Raw genomic sequence first — 16,279 nt, 5'->3', positions numbered from 1 at the left:
CATGAGCATTTATTTTTCCGCTGCGCAACAGGCATTTTTTGATGCCGCCATTCACACGGCCCTGCCGCCCGATGCGGTGGCCGTTTCCGACGGCGAGCACCTGCCGCTGTTGACCAAACTCAACCAAGGCTGCCGACTCTTGGTGGCCGACGGCCGAATCACCGCCACCGAGCCGCGCCCGTCCGCTTACCATAGCTGGGACGGCCAGGCATGGGTGATCAGCCCGGAGGACGCCGCCGCACTGCTGGCTGATGTCCGCGCCGCCGAAACCGAGCGCATCAACGCCGCCGTGTACGGCGTGGCCCAGCCCCTGCTGCGATTTAGGGCCGAATACGAGCTGCGTGAGGCGCAAGCCCGCGCCTATGCCGAGGCCGGCTACACCGGCGAGGTGCCGAGCCAAGTGGCCGCTTTTGCCACCCCGGCCGGCCTCACCCCGCAGCAGGCTACCGACATCATCTTGCAGCAGGCCGACAAGCTGCACGCCGCGCTCGACCAATTGGCCACGCTGCGGATGCGCAAGTTTGAGCTGCAATCGCTCGACAGCACAGAGGCCGTTACCGAGCGCAGCAACGAGATACTGGCGGCGGTGGCCGCTGTCGGCGAGCAACTGCACGGAGGCAGCGCATGATCTACCTTGCCCTCTACAAGGGGCGCAAGATCATCCGTCGCCCCTACGACCTGCTGGCCCGCACCTCCGACTGGCTCACCCGCGTGATGACGCGCGGTCCCTACAGCCACTGCGAGCTGGTCACTCATCTGGGCGGCGGCCAATACGGCTGCTACTCCGCCAGCGTGCGCGACGGCGGCGTGCGGCATAAGACCATGCCCCTGCCGGCCGACAAGTGGGACCTCATCCCTATCCGCGAGAGCCTCGCCCTTGATTTGCAAACCCACTACGCCGCCACCCACGGCCAAGCCTACGACTGGCCCGGCGCGCTGGGCTTCGTGCTGCGCACCCGCCACCGCCCCGAGCGTTGGTTTTGCTCCGAGTGGGCCGGCCATGTGCTCGGCCTGCCTGAAAGCTGGCGCTTTAGCCCCAACGATTTGGCGGCCATCGTCCAACGCGGCCGCCAAGCATGAAAAACCCCGCCGATGGGCGGGGCGTAACGAAGTAGTAGTAAAGACGGCGACGTAACCGGTGTTACGAGCACCGGCTACGCCAGCCAAGCAGAGCAAGCCTGCATTGACCCAAGGCCGCCACCTCGCGAGGCGGGCGGATTCTATCATCAAAATGTAGGAGACCCCAAAATGAAACACCGTTGCAAAAACTGTAACAAACTGTTGGCCATCGGCAAAGGCGAGTTTGAAATCAAATGCCCGCGCTGCAAAACCGTCAACAACTTCCGTTCTTTAACAACTTTACCCAAAGCCGCCAGCCACCCGCTCCCCCGCGGCCGCTGACCTGTCTTTGATATGTATGGAGCACCATGAGTGCCTGCTATATATAGGAGCGCACTCATGTCCAAACCCGTACCGATTATTCCTTGGATGGGCGGCAAACGCCGCCTGGCCAAGCACCTGCTTCCCCTGTTTCCCGAGCATACCTGCTACGTCGAGCCGTTCGCCGGCGGCGCGGCACTGTTCTTCCTGCGGCCCAGTCCGGCCAAAGTGGAGGTGCTCAACGACATCAACGGCCAACTGGTCAATCTCTACCGCGTGGTGCAGCACCATTTCGACGAGTTCGTGCGCCAGTTCGAGTGGACGCTAACCAGCCGAGAGGTATTCGCTCGCCTGCAGTCGACTCCGCCGGAGAGCATGACCGACATCCAGCGGGCGGCCAGATTTTTTTACCTCCAGCACACCGCCTTCGGCGGCAAAACCGTCGACCAACACTTCGGCACCAGCACCACCGGCCGTTTGTGGGATGCCAACACCATTGCCGATAAATTGGCCGCATCCAAACAGCGCCTCGGCGGCGTCATTATCGAAAACGAGCCGTGGGAGCGCTGCTTCAAACGCTACGACCGGGTGCACACCTTCTTCTACTGCGACCCGCCGTACTGGCAGACTGCCGGCTACGACTGCGCCTTCGACTGGGCGCAATACCAGCTTCTGGCCGAGATGATGGCCAAGGCACAGGGCAAGGTGATGCTCTCCATCAACGACCACCCGGACATCCGCGAGCTATTTAAAGACTTCGGCATCCGCCGCCTTGAGATTGCCTACTCCGTCGGCCGCGACAAAACGCAAAAGACCAGCGGCGAGCTGGTCATCTGCAACTGGTAGGCGGTCGGCTACCTGAAAGGCAAAAGGGACGCCGGCGTCCCTTTTGTTATTTCCCTGCCAGCTGCCGCCAAGCCTTAGGTGCTTTCGGCATCCCCTGAAAAGTGGCTATCGCGCCGTCGGCCAAGTATTCGATATCCTGTTTGACTGTGTCCGGCTCGGCAAACTCAACCATCTCGAGGGCAAATAGGCCACCTGCGTCACTGTTCAAAAATGCAACGGCCTGCTCAATGTCCACGCCCAGCTGCTCGGAGATGCGGTAAGCTGCTTTGGCAAAAGCCACCCAAGGCTTGTTTCGGAAATCGAAGTGATCTGCGAATTCTTTACGGAACTTGCTGTCGCGGCACATTGTCGGGTAGTAGTCCATATCCTTGCTCCTGCGGTTTATTTAATTGATGGACACATGATGCCGTACATTGGCAAACGAGCCGAGCAATCCGAGTGCATTGTTCGGGCGGATACAGAAAATCCTGCCTTTGTTTGGCAGGATTTGAAACTTTGTTGCACACAGTGAAATAAATTCAGAAAGCATTTATCTCAAAAAACGCGCCGATTTATCGCGCTCGGCTTCAATTATAGCTTTTGCTCGGCAGAATGGCTAGGAAATGTATTTAATGTAATGATTTTTATAGATAAAGTTAGTATTTCTGCTAAACAGTGCTCGTGCTTATTTGAACAGCACAATCAGCACCAGCGCCAAGGCAATCACGCCCAGCCACAGGTTTTGCCGCTGCTGGGTTTTCACCAAATGGATGTAGGCGTCGCGCATTTCCTGTTGGCGGGTTTCGTCCACCAGCATATTGAGTTTGCGCGGCAGCGAGGGCAGGATTTCTGCCCAATCGGGCGCTTCCTGTTTCAGGTTGCGCCACAGGGCTTTGGGGCCGACCTGTTCGTCCATCCACTTCATCAGAAACGGTTTGGCGGTGGCCCACAAGTCGAGATTGGGGTCGAGCTGGCGGCCCAGCCCTTCGATATTGAGCAGGGTTTTTTGCAGCAGCACCAGCTGCGGTTGGATTTCCACATTGAAGCGGCGGCTGGTTTCAAACAGGCGCATCAGCACCAGGCCGAAAGAGATTTCGGCCAGCGGCTTGTTGAAAAACGGCTCGCACACCGCGCGCACGGCGGATTCCAATTCTTCCGCCCTCGTATCGGGCGGTACCCAGCCGCTTTCGATGTGGGCGGTGGCCACGCGGTGGTAGTCGCGGTTGAAAAAGGCGAGGAAATTGATGGCCAGATAGCGTTTGTCGTAGTCGGTGAGGCTGCCGACGATGCCGAAATCCAGGGCGATGTAGCGGCCGTCGTCGGCCACCAGAATATTGCCGGGGTGCATATCGGCGTGGAAAAAACCTTGCCGGAATACTTGGGTGAAGAAAATTTCCACGCCGTACACCGCCAGCGTGGGCAGGTCGATGCCTTTGGCGCGCAGGGTGTCGATGTCGGCAATCGGCGTGCCGTCCATCCATTCCATGGTCAGCACGTCGCGGCTGCAGTAGTCGTAAAACACTTTGGGCACAATCAGCATGTCGCTGTTTTGGAAATTGCGGCCGAGCTGGCTGGCGTTGGCCGCTTCGCGCAGCAGATCCAATTCGTCGTGCAGGTATTTGTCGAATTCGGCCACCACTGCGCGCGGCTTGAGGCGTTTGCCGTCGGGCAGCAGGCGCTCCAGCAGCCAGGCGCCCACCCGCATCAAAGCCAAATCCTGTTCGATCACCGGTGTCAGATTCGGACGCAGCACCTTCACCGCCACCGCTTCGCCGCTGTGCAGGCGCGCGCGGTGGACTTGGGCGATTGAGGCGCTGGCCACCGGTTCGGTTTCGAATGCGGCAAACAATTCGTGCACCGGTTTGCCCAAAGACTGCTCGATCTGGCGGCGCGAGAGGTCGGCATCAAACGGCGGCACTTTGTCTTGCAGCTTGGCCAATTCCAAGGCGTATTCGGGCGGCAGCAGGTCGGGGCGGGTGGAGAGCACCTGGCCGAGTTTGACGAAAATCGGCCCCAGGCTTTCCAACGCCAGCCGCAGGCGCACCGGCAGCGGCGTTTCCCTTGCTTCTGCGGCGCAGGGCAGGCGGCGCAGCCAGGCCGCTTTGGGCTGGCCGGCCAAGAGGTCGGTAAGGCCGTAGCGGTAAACGGTTTTGCCGATAACGGTAAAGCGCGAAAGCCATTTCATCTGGAAGCATCCCGAATGTCGAAAAGGCGTGATTATAAGGCAAAGGCTACCTGAACAGCGCGTTTCAGGTAGCCTGTCTGCTTTATGTTGCGGTGCAGATGGCCTTGGCCGGCAAAATCCCTTATGTTGCGTTTCATCGCCGGTTTGGGAACGGGTTTCCAGGCCGGTACCGTTTCCGGCCTCGGGCCGCACAACCAGAGGAGAACAGCGATGAAATACGCAGCACCCAATACCGCAGGCAGCATTGTTCAGTTCAAGGAGAAATACGATAACTACATCGGCGGCCAGTGGGTGCCGCCGGTGGGCGGCGAATATTTCGACGACATCAGCCCGGTGAACGGCAAGCCGTTTGCCAAGGTGGCGCGCTCGCAAGCGGCCGATGTCGAAAAAGCGCTGGACGCCGCCCACGCGGCCAAGGCGGCCTGGGGCAAAACCAGCGTGGCCGAGCGCAGCCATATTTTGCTGAAAATCGCTGACCGCATCGAGCAGAATCTGGAAAAAATCGCCGTGGCCGAAACTTGGGAAAACGGCAAGCCGGTGCGCGAAACCCTGGCTGCCGACATTCCGCTGGCGGTGGACCATTTCCGCTATTTCGCCGGCGTCATCCGCGCGCAGGAAGGCGGTATTTCCGAAATCGACGACAACACCGTGGCCTACCATTTCAACGAGCCTCTAGGCGTGGTGGGGCAGATTATTCCGTGGAACTTCCCGCTGCTGATGGCCACTTGGAAGCTGGCCCCGGCCTTGGCCGCAGGCAACTGCATTGTGCTCAAGCCCGCCGAGCAGACGCCGGTAACGATTATGTATCTGATGGAGCTCATCGGCGACTTGCTGCCGCCGGGGGTGGTGAATGTGGTCAACGGTTTCGGCGTGGAATGCGGCAAGCCCTTGGCGCAAAACCCGCGCATCGCCAAGGTGGCGTTTACCGGCGAAACCGGCACCGGCAAGCTGATCATGGGCTATGCCACCGAAAACATCATTCCGGTTACGCTGGAATTGGGCGGCAAAAGCCCGAGCATTTTCTTTGAAGACGTGATGGATGCCGACGACGACTTTTTCGACAAATGCCTGGAAGGCTTTGCCATGTTTGCCCTCAACCAAGGCGAAGTGTGTACCTGCCCGTCGCGGGTGCTGATTCAGGAATCGATCTACGATCGCTTTATCGAGCGCGCCATTGCGCGGGTGAAAGCCATCAAGGTGGGCGACCCGTTGGACACCGACACCATGGTCGGCGCCCAAGCCAGCCAGGAGCAGTTCGACAAGATTTCGGACTACCTGAAACTGGGCCGCGAAGAAGGCGCCGAAGTGCTCACCGGCGGCGCGGCGCGGCAGGAAGGCGGCGATTTGTCGGGCGGTTTCTACATCGAACCCACCGTGTTCAAAGGCCGCAACGATATGCGCATCTTCCAGGAGGAAATTTTCGGCCCGGTGGTGGCGGTGACCACCTTCAAAGACGCCGAAGAGGCGCTGGCGATTGCCAACGACACCATCTTCGGTCTCGGCGCCGCCGTATGGAGCCGCGACATGAACACCTGCTACCGCATGGGCCGCGGCATCCAGGCCGGCCGGGTGTGGACCAACTGCTACCACCTCTACCCGGCGCACGCGGCGTTTGGCGGCTACAAAAAATCGGGCATCGGCCGCGAAAACCACAAAATGATGCTGGCGCATTACCAGCAAACCAAGTGTATGCTGGTGAGCTATTCGCCCAGCAAGCTGGGTTTCTTCTAAACCTAAATCTCAACCGTTAATCGCATAAAGCCAAACAGGCTACCTGAAACTTTCAGGTAGCCTGTTTCGGTTCGGTACGGCGGTTTACAGGGTTTCGATGGTGTGGCGGTCGTTGGTGTACACGCAGATGTCGCCGGCGATTTCCAGCGCTTTTTTCACCACGGTTTCCGGCGGCAGCTCGGTGTTTTCCATCAGGGCGCGGGCGGCGGCTTGGGCGAAAGAGCCGCCGCTGCCGATGGCGGCGATGCCGCCTTCCGGCTCCAGCACATCGCCGTTGCCGGTGATGATGAGGGTGCTGTTTTTGTCGGCCACAATCAACATGGCTTCCAAGCGGCGTAGGGCGCGGTCGGTGCGCCATTCTTTGGCCAGCTCGATGGCGGCCACGGTGAGCCGGCCTTGGTGTTTCTGCAGTTTGGCTTCAAACAGCTCGATCAGGGTGAAGGCATCGGCGGTGCCGCCGGCAAAACCGGCCAAAACGGTGTTGTGGTGCAGTTTGCGCACTTTGCGCGCGGTGGCTTTGACAATGGTGTTGCCCAGGCTGACTTGGCCGTCGCCGCCGATGGCAACCTGTTGGCCGCGGCGGACGGAAACAATGGTGGTGCCGTCGAATTGTTGCATGGTGTGCTTTCTGAAATCGGAAACAGGGATGGGCGCCATATCGGGGCGGGGCGGCGGATTTCAATTTGTCTGCCGGAGATGGAGGCTGGCAAAGGGTTCAGGCTGAGACCTTTGCAAAACCCCCATCTGCGGCGCATTTCTGCGTTGCGCGCTGCTCGCTCACTTGCCTATCTATATGATATGTCTGCGTTCGCTGCGCTGCTACGCCTTGAACTGCATCCACATCTGGGGGTTTTGCAAAGGTCTCAGGCTACCTGAAACCGGCGGCTGCGCCCATGCTGCCTATGGAACGGCTTTTAATGGCGCGGCACCTTGGCAAACAGGCGATAGAAATTGTCGGTGCTGGCTTGGGCAATCTGCTCGAAAGGCTCGCCGCGCAGTTGGGCGATGAATTCGGCGGTGTGGCGCACATAGGCCGGCTCGTTCGGTTTGCCGCGTTTGGGCACGGGAGCGAGGAAGGGGGCGTCGGTTTCCACCAGCAGGCGGTCGAGCGGCACATAGCGGGCGGCTTCCTGAATGGCGGCGGCGTTTTTGAAGGTGACGATGCCGGAGAAGGAAATGTAAAAGCCCAAGTCCAGCGCCAGCTTGGCCACGCGCACGTCTTCGGTGAAACAGTGGATGACGCCGGCGTGGGCGTTTTCTTCGCGCAACAGGCGCATGGTGTCGTCGGCGGCGTCGCGGGTGTGCACGATCAGCGGCAGGCCGCTTTGGTTGGCGGCTTGGATGTGGCAGATAAAGCGGCGGTGCTGCCAGGCCAGATCGCCTTTGCACCAATGGTAGTCGAGCCCGGTTTCGCCGATGCCCACCACTTTGGGCAGGGCGGCGCGTTCAAGCAATTCGGCCAGGCTGAATTCGGGGGTGTCGGGGTCGTCGGGGTGGATGCCCACGGTGGCGTAAATGCGGTCGTGGGCTTGGGCGATGGCGTGGATTTCGTCGAAACTTCGGCGGCTGACGCTGATGGCCAGCGCTTTGCCGACGCCGGCGGCGGCCATATTGTCGAGCACTTCGGGCAGGCGTTCGGCCAGGCCGGAAAAATTGAGGTGGCAGTGGGAATCGATCAGCATAGGGCAAGATAGGGAAGGCATTTCAGGCTACCTGAAAAGCGGGGCGGCTTTCAGGTAGCCTGATCGGGCGGAGGGTTGGCCTACATGGTGTAGGTGGCGCGGTCGGAATGCAGCAGGCCGGGAAGTTGTTCTTCGATGTATTGGCGGCAGGCAACGGCGCTTTCGTCGTCGCCGAGCACGAGGCCGATGCCTTGCGGCTGGCCGTTGCTGGTGCGGCTGGGGTTGAGCCAGCCGACGCGGGTGCGCAGGAAGAATTTTTCCGGGTAATCGAGCAGCTCCATCACCAGCAGCACTTCTTCGCCCATTTCAAACGCATCGGCGGTGGGCACGAAAAAGCCGCCTTGTTCGAAAAAGGGCATATAGCTGTAGTAGGCGCTGGGTTTGTCTTTCAGGCTGATGATGAGCATTCTGCCGGGGGCGTCGTCGGGGAGGTTCATAGTGTGTTCGCTTTGTTTTGCCAGAAGGCCAGGTATTCGGTGAGCAGAAATTCGAGCTGCATTTTAACACTTAAGGTATGCCGTCCGTAAGGGCTGAGACGGTTGAGCGCTGCGGTGAGGCGGAAGAGGCGTTCGGGGCGGGTGCGCGCTGCGGTTTGGCGCAGGGCGTCGGCGTGTTGCGGATAATACAGCGGCGGCAGGTTTTGTTGGGCCAGGGCGGTGTCGGCCAGCCATTTGTGCAGCCAGTCGAGAAACAGCGCCAGCGGCCATTTGTGTTTGTCGAATTCGGCGGCGTAGTCGAGGATGGCGAGCAGGCGCGGGGCGGCGAGCAGGCGGCACAGGGCGTCGCGCATCTGTTCCTGCCCGGCGTCGTGCGCAAACAGGGGCGCGCCGCTGTGGAAGGCCAGCAGGGCTTCGGCTTGGTTGGCCGCTTCGGGGTGGGCGGTTTTCAGGTAGCCCAAAGCGGTTTCGGGCGCGGGCGGGGGCAGCAGGAGCTGGCGGCAGCGGCTTTTGATGGTGGGCAGCAGGCGGTCTTTATTGTGCGACACCAACAGGAACACCACGGCTGCGGGCGGCTCTTCCAGCATTTTGAGCAGGGCGTTGGCGGCCTGCAGGTTCATGCTCTCGGCAGGGTGGATCAGTACCACGCGCAAGCCGCCGCGCAGCGAACTTTGCAGCAGGGGCTCCATTACGGCGCGCACGGCGTCGATTTTGATTTGCAAGAGCTTGCGGCCGGACTCGCCTTCTTCGGGCAACTCGGGGCTGAGTTCGTAATAGTCGGGGTGGCTGCCTTGGGCGAACAGGTGGCAGGAGGGGCATTGGCCGCAAGGCTGTTGGCCGGGCTGCGTTGTTTCGCACAACAGGGCCTGTGCCAGGTGGCGGGCGAAAGCGGTTTTGCCGGTGTCGCGTTTGCCGGTGAGGAGCCAGGCGTTGGGGCGTTGCGCCCAATGTTCGGCCAGCTGTTGCCAAGCGTCTTGATGCCAGGGGTAAATCATTGCGGGCTACCTGAACATCAGTCGGCGGCTTTGCCGAATTTGGCTTTGGCGATTTCAAACACCATCGGCAGCACCGACACCACGATGATGGCCACCACCACCAGGCCGAAATTGTCTTTCACCAGCGGCAGGGTGCCGAAGTAATAGCCGGCATACGATAAGAGGCACACCCACAGCACGGCGCCGATGATGTTGTAGCGGATAAAGCGGCCGTAGTGCATATTGCCCATGCCGGCCACGAAGGGGGCGAAGGTGCGCACAATCGGCACGAAGCGGGCGAGGATGATGGTTTTGCCGCCGTATTTTTCGTAAAAGGCGTGGGTTTTTTCCAGATAGCTGCGCTTGAAGACTTTGGAATCGGGGTTGGCAAACAGCTTTTTGCCGAAGTATTTGCCGACGGCGAAATTCACCGCGTCGCCGAGAATGGCCGCGGCCAGCAGCAACAGCACCATCAGGTGGATGTTCATGCCGCCCAGCGCCGCAATGGCGCCGGCGGCAAACAGCAGCGAATCGCCGGGCAGAAAGGGCGTGACCACCAGCCCGGTTTCGCAAAACACGATGAGAAACAGAATGGCGTAAATCCACGCGCCGTAATCGGCGGACAATACGGCCAAGTGTTGGTCGATGTGCAGGATGAAGTCGATCAGGGAAGCAATCATGGCGGCAGCCGGGCAGGAAAAGGCGGCATTTTACCCCAGATTGCTGAGTTTTGAGGCTACCTGAAAGCAGGAAATCGTTTAAAATGCGGTCGTTTGTGTGGCAACGCAGCGCGTTTGCCGCAGCAGGAGCCTTATTTTGATACGGCTCCGCTTCATCGGAATTTCCTCAGAAAGACATACCCCATGAGCCAATATGTATTTTCCATGCTGCGCGTGAGCAAAGTGGTGCCGCCGCAAAAGACCATCATCAAAGACATTTCCCTATCGTTTTTCCCCGGCGCGAAAATCGGCTTGCTCGGTTTGAACGGCGCGGGTAAATCCACTGTGTTGCGCATTATGGCGGGTGTGGATAAAGAGTTTGAAGGCGAAGCCGTGCCGATGAGCGGCATCAAAATCGGCTATCTGCAGCAAGAGCCGGAGCTGGATCCTGAAAAAACTGTGCGTGAAGAAGTGGAAAGCGGTTTGGGCGAAGTGGCGGCCGCGCAGAAGCGTTTGGAAGAAGTGTATGCCGCATATGCCGATCCTGATGCCGATTTTGATGCGCTGGCGGAAGAGCAGGGTCGTTTGGAGGCGATTATCGCCGCAGGTTCTTCAAGCGGCGGCGGTATGGAGCATGAATTGGAAATCGCTGCCGATGCGCTGCGCCTGCCCGAATGGGATGCCAAAATCGGCCATCTTTCCGGTGGCGAAAAACGCCGCGTGGCCTTGTGCAAGCTGTTGTTGAGCAAGCCGGATATGCTGCTGTTGGACGAGCCGACCAACCACTTGGATGCCGAATCGGTGGAGTGGCTGGAGCAGTTTTTGGTGCGCTTCCCCGGCACCGTCGTGGCCGTTACCCACGACCGTTATTTCTTGGACAACGCCGCCGAATGGATTCTCGAACTTGACCGCGGCCACGGCATTCCGTGGAAAGGCAATTACTCTTCTTGGCTGGAGCAGAAAGAAAAACGCTTGGAAAACGAAGCCAAAACCGAAGCCGCCCGCCTGAAAGCCATGAAGCAGGAGCTGGAGTGGGTGCGCCAAAACGCCAAAGGCCGCCAAGCCAAATCCAAAGCGCGTTTGGCCCGCTTTGAAGAAATGTCTAACTACGAATATCAAAAACGCAATGAAACCCAGGAAATCTTTATTCCCGTGGCCGAGCGTTTGGGTAATGAAGTGATCGAGTTTGTAAACTTGAGCAAGTCGTTCGGCGACAAACTCTTAATCGACGATTTGAGCTTCAAAGTGCCGCCCGGCGCGATTGTCGGCATCATCGGCCCCAACGGTGCGGGTAAATCGACCCTGTTTAAAATGATCGCAGGCAAAGAGCAGCCCGACAGCGGCGAAGTGAAAATCGGCCAAACCGTGAAAATGTCGCTGATCGATCAAAGTCGCGAAGGTTTGCAAAACGACAAAACCGTGTTCGACAACATCGCCGAAGGCTGCGATATTCTGCAAGTGGGCCAGTTTGAAATCCCCGCCCGCGCCTATTTGGGGCGTTTCAACTTTAAAGGCAGCGACCAAAGCAAGATTGCCGGCAACCTTTCCGGCGGCGAACGGGGCCGTTTGCATTTGGCGAAAACTTTGCTGTCGGGCGGCAATGTGCTGCTGTTGGACGAACCGTCGAACGACTTAGACGTAGAAACCCTGCGTGCGCTGGAAGATGCTTTGCTGGAATTCGCCGGTAGCGTGATGGTGATTTCGCACGACCGCTGGTTCCTCGACCGCATCGCCACCCATATTTTGGCAGCAGAAGGCGATTCGAAATGGGTGTTCTTTGACGGCAACTATCAGGAATACGAAGCCGATAAAAAACGCCGCTTGGGTGAAGAGGGTGCCAAACCGAAACGGATTCGCTATAAACCGGTAACACGTTGAGATGGATTCTAAGGAACAGGCTACCTGAAAGCGGTGTTGCTGCTTTCAGGTAGCCTATTGTTAATATGAACTAAATTTTTCTGAATGCCGAAATCGATGATGTCTGCACTACAAACTCTTCTCTCCCAATTTCGCGAGCTGACTCAAACCGAACGCGATAAAGGCACGGCTTTTGAGAAGCTGATGATTCGTTATTTTGAGCACGAACCTTACTACCGTAGCCAATATGCCAAAGTGCAGACCTATGCCGAGTGGGTGCAAGAGCATTTTGAATCACTGGGGTTAAACAGTAAAACCGATACCGGCATTGATTTGGTCGCCACTACCCAAGCAGGCGAGTTCCATGCAATTCAATGCAAAAACCATGCTCCGGAAAAAACCATTCAAAAAGCAGACATCGACAGTTTTTTCACTGCTTCCGGTAAAAGCCATTTCAGCTACCGCATCATTGTCACTACCACCGACAAATGGTCGCAAAACGCCCGTGCAGCCTTGCCCGGCCAGCAGATTCCCGTTGCCGTGATCAACCTGGCCGATTTGGAAAACAGCCAAATCGACTGGTCTCGTTTCAGCATTGACGAACAACCCGTTTTAAAAGCGAAAAAAGGCTTGCGTCCACACCAACAGCGCGCCCTCAAAAGCGTACAAACCCGCTTTAACGGCGGCGAAGAACGCGGCAAACTGATTATGGCCTGCGGCACCGGTAAAACCTTTACCGCGCTGAAAATAGCGGAAACGATGGCCGGAACAGGCAAACGCGTGCTGTTTCTCGTCCCCAGCCTGTCGCTGCTCAGCCAAACCCTGCGCGAATGGACGCAAGACAGCGAAACCCCGCTCAACAGCTTTGCCGTCTGCTCCGACAGCGATGTCGGTAAAAAAGACAAAAAAAGCGAAGACGACCGCGTGCTGGTGACAACCAGCGATTTGCAGTTTCCCGCCACCACCCAACCCAAAAGCCTGGCACAAGCCCTTACCGTTACCGAGCGGCGTAACGGCGGCGATGCCATGACCGTCGTTTTTTCCACCTACCATTCCATCGATGTGATTCATCAGGCGCAACAGCAATACGGTTTGCCCGAATTCGACCTGATTATCTGCGACGAAGCCCACCGTACCACCGGTGCCACTTGGGAGGGCGACGACGAATCCGCCTTTGTGCGCATACACGATGCCGATTACATCAAAGGTGCAAAACGCCTGTATATGACCGCCACACCGCGCATTTTCGGCGAAGCGGCCAAAGCCACCGAAGGTGTGGCGCTGTATTCGATGGACGACGAAACCCATTACGGCAAAGAATTTTTCGTTTTGACTTTCTCAGAAGCTGTTTCAGACGGGCTGCTGGTAGACTACAAAGTCATTGTCTTGGCCATTGAAGAAGCCCATATCAACCGCCGTTTGCAGGGCTTGCTGGCAGGTGGAAACAATGAAATCAAGGTAGACGATGCGGCTAAAATCGTCGGCTGCTGGAAAGCGCTTTCCAAATACGGACTTTCGGGCGACGACGGCTACCACCCCATGCAGCGTGCTGTAGCCTTCTGCCAAGTTATTGAAAAAGAATACAAAGGTGGCAAGCACAAAGTCAGCTCCAAGCTGATTGCCGAATCTTTTGAAGCTGTGGTGGCTGCCTATCAGCAAAGCGAGCGCGCAGTCCGGCTCAAAGAGCAGCCCGATTTGAAACTGCCGCCGCAATTGGCCATGATCTGTCAGGCAGATCATGTCGACGGCGGCATGAGTGCAGGCGAAAAAGAAGCCCGGCTCGATTGGCTCAAAGCTTCAGACGGCCTGCCTGAAAACACCTGCCGCATTCTTTCCAATGTGCGCTGCCTTTCCGAAGGTGTGGATGTGCCCTCATTGGACGCCGTGCTGTTTCTCACACCGCGCAATTCCCAAGTGGACGTAGTGCAGTCCGTCGGTCGCGTGATGCGCCGCGCCGAAGGCAAAAAGCAGGGCTATGTGATTCTGCCCGTGGTCATTCCCGCCCATGTCGCAGCCGAAGAAGCGTTGGATAAAAATGAAAACTACAAAGTCGTCTGGCAGGTGCTCAACGCCTTGCGCGCCCACGACGACCGCTTCGACGCCATGATCAACAAGCTCGAATTCAACGGTCGCGATACTCAGAAAATGGAAGTCGTCGCCATTGCCGAGAGCGTGCAGCCCAAGCAGAAACGGCAGAGCAAAGCTGAAAAAACGCTGCAAGAGCGGCGTGCGGGTTACGGCATCGGCAGTTCGGACGGCCACGCCATACCCGAACAGCAAAGCATCCAATTCGAAATCGGCGAAATCGAACGCGCCCTATACGCCAAAATCGTCAAAAAATGCGGCAACCGCCATCATTGGGAAGATTGGGCGGGCGACATTGCCAAAATCGCCAACACCCATATCGACCGCATCCGAACCGTATTGGAAAACCCCGCCAATCAAAAAGAGCGGCAGGCATTTGAACAATTCGGATCCGAACTGCGCGACGATTTGAACAACGCCATCAGCGACGAAGAAATCATCGAAATGCTGGCGCAGCACCTGATTACCAAGCCCGTGTTCGATGCCCTGTTTTCCGACTACCGCTTTACCGAACACAATCCCATGAGCCGCGCTATGCAGGGCATTGTCGATTTATTGCAGGAGCAGCATCTGGACAAAGAGCGCAAAACGCTGGAATCGTTTTACCAAAGCGTGCAACTGCGCGCCTCCGGCATCGAAACCGCCGAAGGCAAACAAAAAATCATCGTCGAGCTATACGACAAATTCTTCCGCAACGCCTTCCCGCGCATGACCGAACGGCTGGGCATTGTTTACACCCCCGTAGAAGTGGTTGACTTCATTATCCGCAGCGTAGAAGACGTATTGCAAAGCGAATTTTCAAGCAGTCTGCAAGACGAAAACGTCCACATTATCGACCCCTTTACCGGCACAGGCACCTTCATTACCCGTCTGCTGCAAAGCGGCATCATTCCCGCCAACAGGCTACCTGAAAAATACCAAAGAGAAATCCACGCCAACGAAATCGTATTGCTCGCCTACTACATCGCCGCCATCAATATCGAAGCCACCTACCACGGCATCTTGCAAGACCATGATGCGGGCAAGATTTCGGACGGCTCCGATTACCTTCCCTTCAACGGCATCTGCCTGACCGATACTTTCCAAATGTACGAAAAAGGCGATATGTTGAATGAACTGCTGGTGGACAACAGCGCACGCCGTAAACGGCAGAAAGAATTGGATATCCGAGTGATTATCGGCAATCCGCCGTATTCCGCCGGGCAGGAAAGCGCCAACGACAACAATGCCAATATCGACTATCCGCATTTGGACGGTCGAATCCGTGCAACTTATGCCGAGCATTCCAAAGCAACATCAACCAAAAATTTAATGGATAGCTATATCCGTGCCATACGCTGGGCATCCGACCGTATACAGGAAAAAAGCGGTAAAGGCATCATTGGCTTTGTGAGTAATGCAAGTTTTGCTGAAAGTAATTCAATGGACGGCCTGCGTAAATGCCTGCAAGACGAATTTTCCAGCCTGTATATCTTTCATTTGCGCGGAAATCAACGTACATCAGGTGAACGTTCGCGCAAAGAAGGAGGTAAAATTTTTGGCTCGGGAAGCCGGGCACCGATTGCAATTTCCATTTTAGTAAAAAATCCCGAATCCCAAAAACAAGGGCAGATTTATTTTCACGACATCGGCGACTACCTAAGCCGCGAACAAAAGCTGGAGAAAATCCAAGAATACGGCAGCATCAACGGCATCAGCGCCCAAAACGGCTGGCAAACCATTACGCCCGACGAATTTAACGACTGGATCAACCAGCGCGACCCCAATTTTGACCAATACATCAGCTTGGGAGATAAGAAAGATAAAGATGCGATTGCAATTTTTGAAAATTATTCTTTAGGCTTGGGTACAAATCGAGACTCTTGGGTATATAACTTTTCCCATTCAAATTTAGAACAAAACATGAAAGCAATGACTGATTGCTACAATCAAGAAGTAACACGTTTCCAAGTGGCACTTGGTAACGGTTTGTCTCCCAATGTTAATGATTTTATTGAAAGAGATGAAACTAAAATCAGCTGGTCAAGTAGTTTAATTCCCAAAGTTGAAAAAGGCATTTTGGCAAAATTTAATGCGAATGCAATAACTATCGGTATGTATAGACCTTTTTCTAAGCAGTTTGTTTATTACGATAAAATGATGAACCATCGTGTTGGCCAGATGCCGCAAATTTTCCCGATTGAAGGGCGGGCATCTATGTCCGACACCAACGCCGTTATTTCCGTAACAGGCCGCGGAGCAACCAAAGAATTCTCCGCATTGATAACCAACGAAATTCCAGACTTGGAAATGATTTCCAAAGGGCAATGTTTCCCTATGGATTTGTATGACGTTTCAGACGGCATAGAAACAGCCGAACGAACGAACGAACGAACGAACGAACGAACGAACGAACGAACGAACGAACGAACGAACGAACGAACGAACGAACGAACGAACGAACGAACGAACGAACGAACGAACG

The 16,279-nt window shown here is 56.7% G+C and carries 15 protein-coding genes; 8 read left to right on the top strand and 7 right to left on the bottom strand.

Annotated features, from left to right (window positions below; all coding sequences use genetic code 11):
• Position 1: 1 nt before the first annotated feature.
• From HMPREF9371_RS11050 to HMPREF9371_RS07465, 4 genes are all read left to right on the top strand, one after another.
• A complete protein-coding gene (locus HMPREF9371_RS11050) occupies positions 2-628 on the top strand; it encodes a hypothetical protein (RefSeq protein ID WP_009119423.1) in 627 nt (208 codons plus the stop codon).
• A complete protein-coding gene (locus tag HMPREF9371_RS07470; protein ID WP_009119422.1) occupies positions 625-1,080 on the top strand; it encodes a hypothetical protein in 456 nt (151 codons plus the stop codon). The genes HMPREF9371_RS11050 and HMPREF9371_RS07470 overlap by 4 nt, the downstream gene beginning before the upstream one ends.
• A 168-nt stretch (positions 1,081-1,248) precedes the next feature.
• Complete coding sequence (locus tag HMPREF9371_RS12030) at positions 1,249-1,401, top strand: zinc finger domain-containing protein (protein WP_009119421.1); 153 nt, start codon at positions 1,249-1,251, stop codon at positions 1,399-1,401.
• Positions 1,402-1,458: 57 nt separating this feature from the next.
• Entirely contained in the window at positions 1,459-2,226 is a 768-nt protein-coding gene (locus tag HMPREF9371_RS07465) for a DNA adenine methylase (RefSeq protein WP_009119420.1), read from the top strand.
• 46 nt (positions 2,227-2,272) lie between these two features.
• Here HMPREF9371_RS07465 and HMPREF9371_RS07460 read toward each other — a convergent pair whose 3' ends face one another.
• Positions 2,273-2,590: a hypothetical protein gene (locus HMPREF9371_RS07460; protein WP_009119419.1), complete on the bottom strand. Its 318-nt coding sequence runs from the start codon at positions 2,588-2,590 to the stop codon at positions 2,273-2,275.
• A gap of 300 nt (positions 2,591-2,890) precedes the next feature.
• The gene (gene ubiB, locus HMPREF9371_RS07455; RefSeq protein WP_009119417.1) at positions 2,891-4,390 is read right to left on the bottom strand and encodes a ubiquinone biosynthesis regulatory protein kinase UbiB; all 1,500 of its coding nucleotides are present in this window, start codon (positions 4,388-4,390) and stop codon (positions 2,891-2,893) included.
• 210 nt (positions 4,391-4,600) lie between these two features.
• On the opposite strand from ubiB, the gene adh reads away from it, so the two are divergent.
• Positions 4,601-6,121, top strand: a complete 1,521-nt coding sequence (adh, locus tag HMPREF9371_RS07450) for an aldehyde dehydrogenase (RefSeq protein ID WP_040660352.1) — start codon at positions 4,601-4,603, stop codon at positions 6,119-6,121.
• Positions 6,122-6,205: 84 nt separating this feature from the next.
• On the opposite strand, the gene hslV is transcribed toward adh, so the two are convergent.
• Positions 6,206-6,739 carry an ATP-dependent protease subunit HslV gene (hslV, locus tag HMPREF9371_RS07445; protein ID WP_040660350.1) on the bottom strand — a complete coding sequence of 178 codons (534 nt, stop codon included), beginning with the start codon at positions 6,737-6,739 and terminating at the stop codon, positions 6,206-6,208.
• Between the two features lie 111 nt (positions 6,740-6,850).
• On the opposite strand from hslV, the gene HMPREF9371_RS13910 reads away from it, so the two are divergent.
• Complete coding sequence (locus HMPREF9371_RS13910) at positions 6,851-6,997, top strand: hypothetical protein (RefSeq protein ID WP_009119414.1); 147 nt, start codon at positions 6,851-6,853, stop codon at positions 6,995-6,997.
• 38 nt (positions 6,998-7,035) lie between these two features.
• Here the strand turns inward: HMPREF9371_RS13910 and HMPREF9371_RS07440 are convergent, their stop codons facing one another.
• The 4 genes from HMPREF9371_RS07440 to HMPREF9371_RS07425 form a co-directional block, all read right to left on the bottom strand.
• Entirely contained in the window at positions 7,036-7,803 is a 768-nt protein-coding gene (locus tag HMPREF9371_RS07440; protein ID WP_009119413.1) for a TatD family hydrolase, read from the bottom strand.
• An 80-nt stretch (positions 7,804-7,883) separates the two neighbouring features.
• Positions 7,884-8,240, bottom strand: a complete 357-nt coding sequence (locus HMPREF9371_RS07435) for a PilZ domain-containing protein (RefSeq protein WP_009119412.1) — start codon at positions 8,238-8,240, stop codon at positions 7,884-7,886.
• Positions 8,237-9,235 (bottom strand): DNA polymerase III subunit delta', encoded by a 999-nt coding sequence (holB, locus tag HMPREF9371_RS07430; protein WP_009119411.1) that lies wholly within the window; start codon positions 9,233-9,235, stop codon positions 8,237-8,239. Before holB ends, HMPREF9371_RS07435 begins: the two co-directional genes overlap by 4 nt.
• 17 nt (positions 9,236-9,252) lie before the next feature.
• Positions 9,253-9,894 (bottom strand): DedA family protein, encoded by a 642-nt coding sequence (locus HMPREF9371_RS07425; RefSeq protein WP_009119410.1) that lies wholly within the window; start codon positions 9,892-9,894, stop codon positions 9,253-9,255.
• 183 nt (positions 9,895-10,077) lie between these two features.
• On the opposite strand from HMPREF9371_RS07425, the gene ettA reads away from it, so the two are divergent.
• Together ettA and HMPREF9371_RS07415 are read left to right on the top strand one after the other, a co-directional pair.
• A complete protein-coding gene (ettA, locus tag HMPREF9371_RS07420; RefSeq protein WP_009119409.1) occupies positions 10,078-11,751 on the top strand; it encodes an energy-dependent translational throttle protein EttA in 1,674 nt (557 codons plus the stop codon).
• 84 nt (positions 11,752-11,835) lie between these two features.
• On the top strand, positions 11,836-16,279 hold a 4,444-nt coding region (locus HMPREF9371_RS07415), incomplete at its 3' end, for a DEAD/DEAH box helicase (RefSeq protein ID WP_009119408.1).

Origin of the sequence: Neisseria shayeganii 871 (assembly GCF_000226875.1) — a bacterium.
Classification (GTDB): Bacteria; Pseudomonadota; Gammaproteobacteria; order Burkholderiales; family Neisseriaceae; genus Eikenella; species Eikenella shayeganii.
The sequence above is the reverse complement of the archived record's forward strand: the minus strand, read 5'-3'. Positions and strand labels throughout refer to the sequence as shown.

What these genes read in the sequence shown, in the direction of transcription:
- HMPREF9371_RS07425 (WP_009119410.1), bottom strand. Translation starts at nt 9,894, where the DNA reads ATGATTGCTTCCCTGATCGACTTCATCCTGCACATCGACCAACACTTG.
- HMPREF9371_RS07440 (WP_009119413.1), bottom strand. Translation starts at nt 7,803, where the DNA reads ATGCTGATCGATTCCCACTGCCACCTCAATTTTTCCGGCCTGGCCGAA.
- ettA (WP_009119409.1), top strand. Translation starts at nt 10,078, where the DNA reads ATGAGCCAATATGTATTTTCCATGCTGCGCGTGAGCAAAGTGGTGCCG.
- HMPREF9371_RS11050 (WP_009119423.1), top strand. Translation starts at nt 2, where the DNA reads ATGAGCATTTATTTTTCCGCTGCGCAACAGGCATTTTTTGATGCCGCC.
- HMPREF9371_RS07470 (WP_009119422.1), top strand. Translation starts at nt 625, where the DNA reads ATGATCTACCTTGCCCTCTACAAGGGGCGCAAGATCATCCGTCGCCCC.
- adh (WP_040660352.1), top strand. Translation starts at nt 4,601, where the DNA reads ATGAAATACGCAGCACCCAATACCGCAGGCAGCATTGTTCAGTTCAAG.
- holB (WP_009119411.1), bottom strand. Translation starts at nt 9,235, where the DNA reads ATGATTTACCCCTGGCATCAAGACGCTTGGCAACAGCTGGCCGAACAT.
- HMPREF9371_RS07460 (WP_009119419.1), bottom strand. Translation starts at nt 2,590, where the DNA reads ATGGACTACTACCCGACAATGTGCCGCGACAGCAAGTTCCGTAAAGAA.
- HMPREF9371_RS12030 (WP_009119421.1), top strand. Translation starts at nt 1,249, where the DNA reads ATGAAACACCGTTGCAAAAACTGTAACAAACTGTTGGCCATCGGCAAA.
- HMPREF9371_RS07435 (WP_009119412.1), bottom strand. Translation starts at nt 8,240, where the DNA reads ATGAACCTCCCCGACGACGCCCCCGGCAGAATGCTCATCATCAGCCTG.
- HMPREF9371_RS07465 (WP_009119420.1), top strand. Translation starts at nt 1,459, where the DNA reads ATGTCCAAACCCGTACCGATTATTCCTTGGATGGGCGGCAAACGCCGC.
- ubiB (WP_009119417.1), bottom strand. Translation starts at nt 4,390, where the DNA reads ATGAAATGGCTTTCGCGCTTTACCGTTATCGGCAAAACCGTTTACCGC.
- hslV (WP_040660350.1), bottom strand. Translation starts at nt 6,739, where the DNA reads ATGCAACAATTCGACGGCACCACCATTGTTTCCGTCCGCCGCGGCCAA.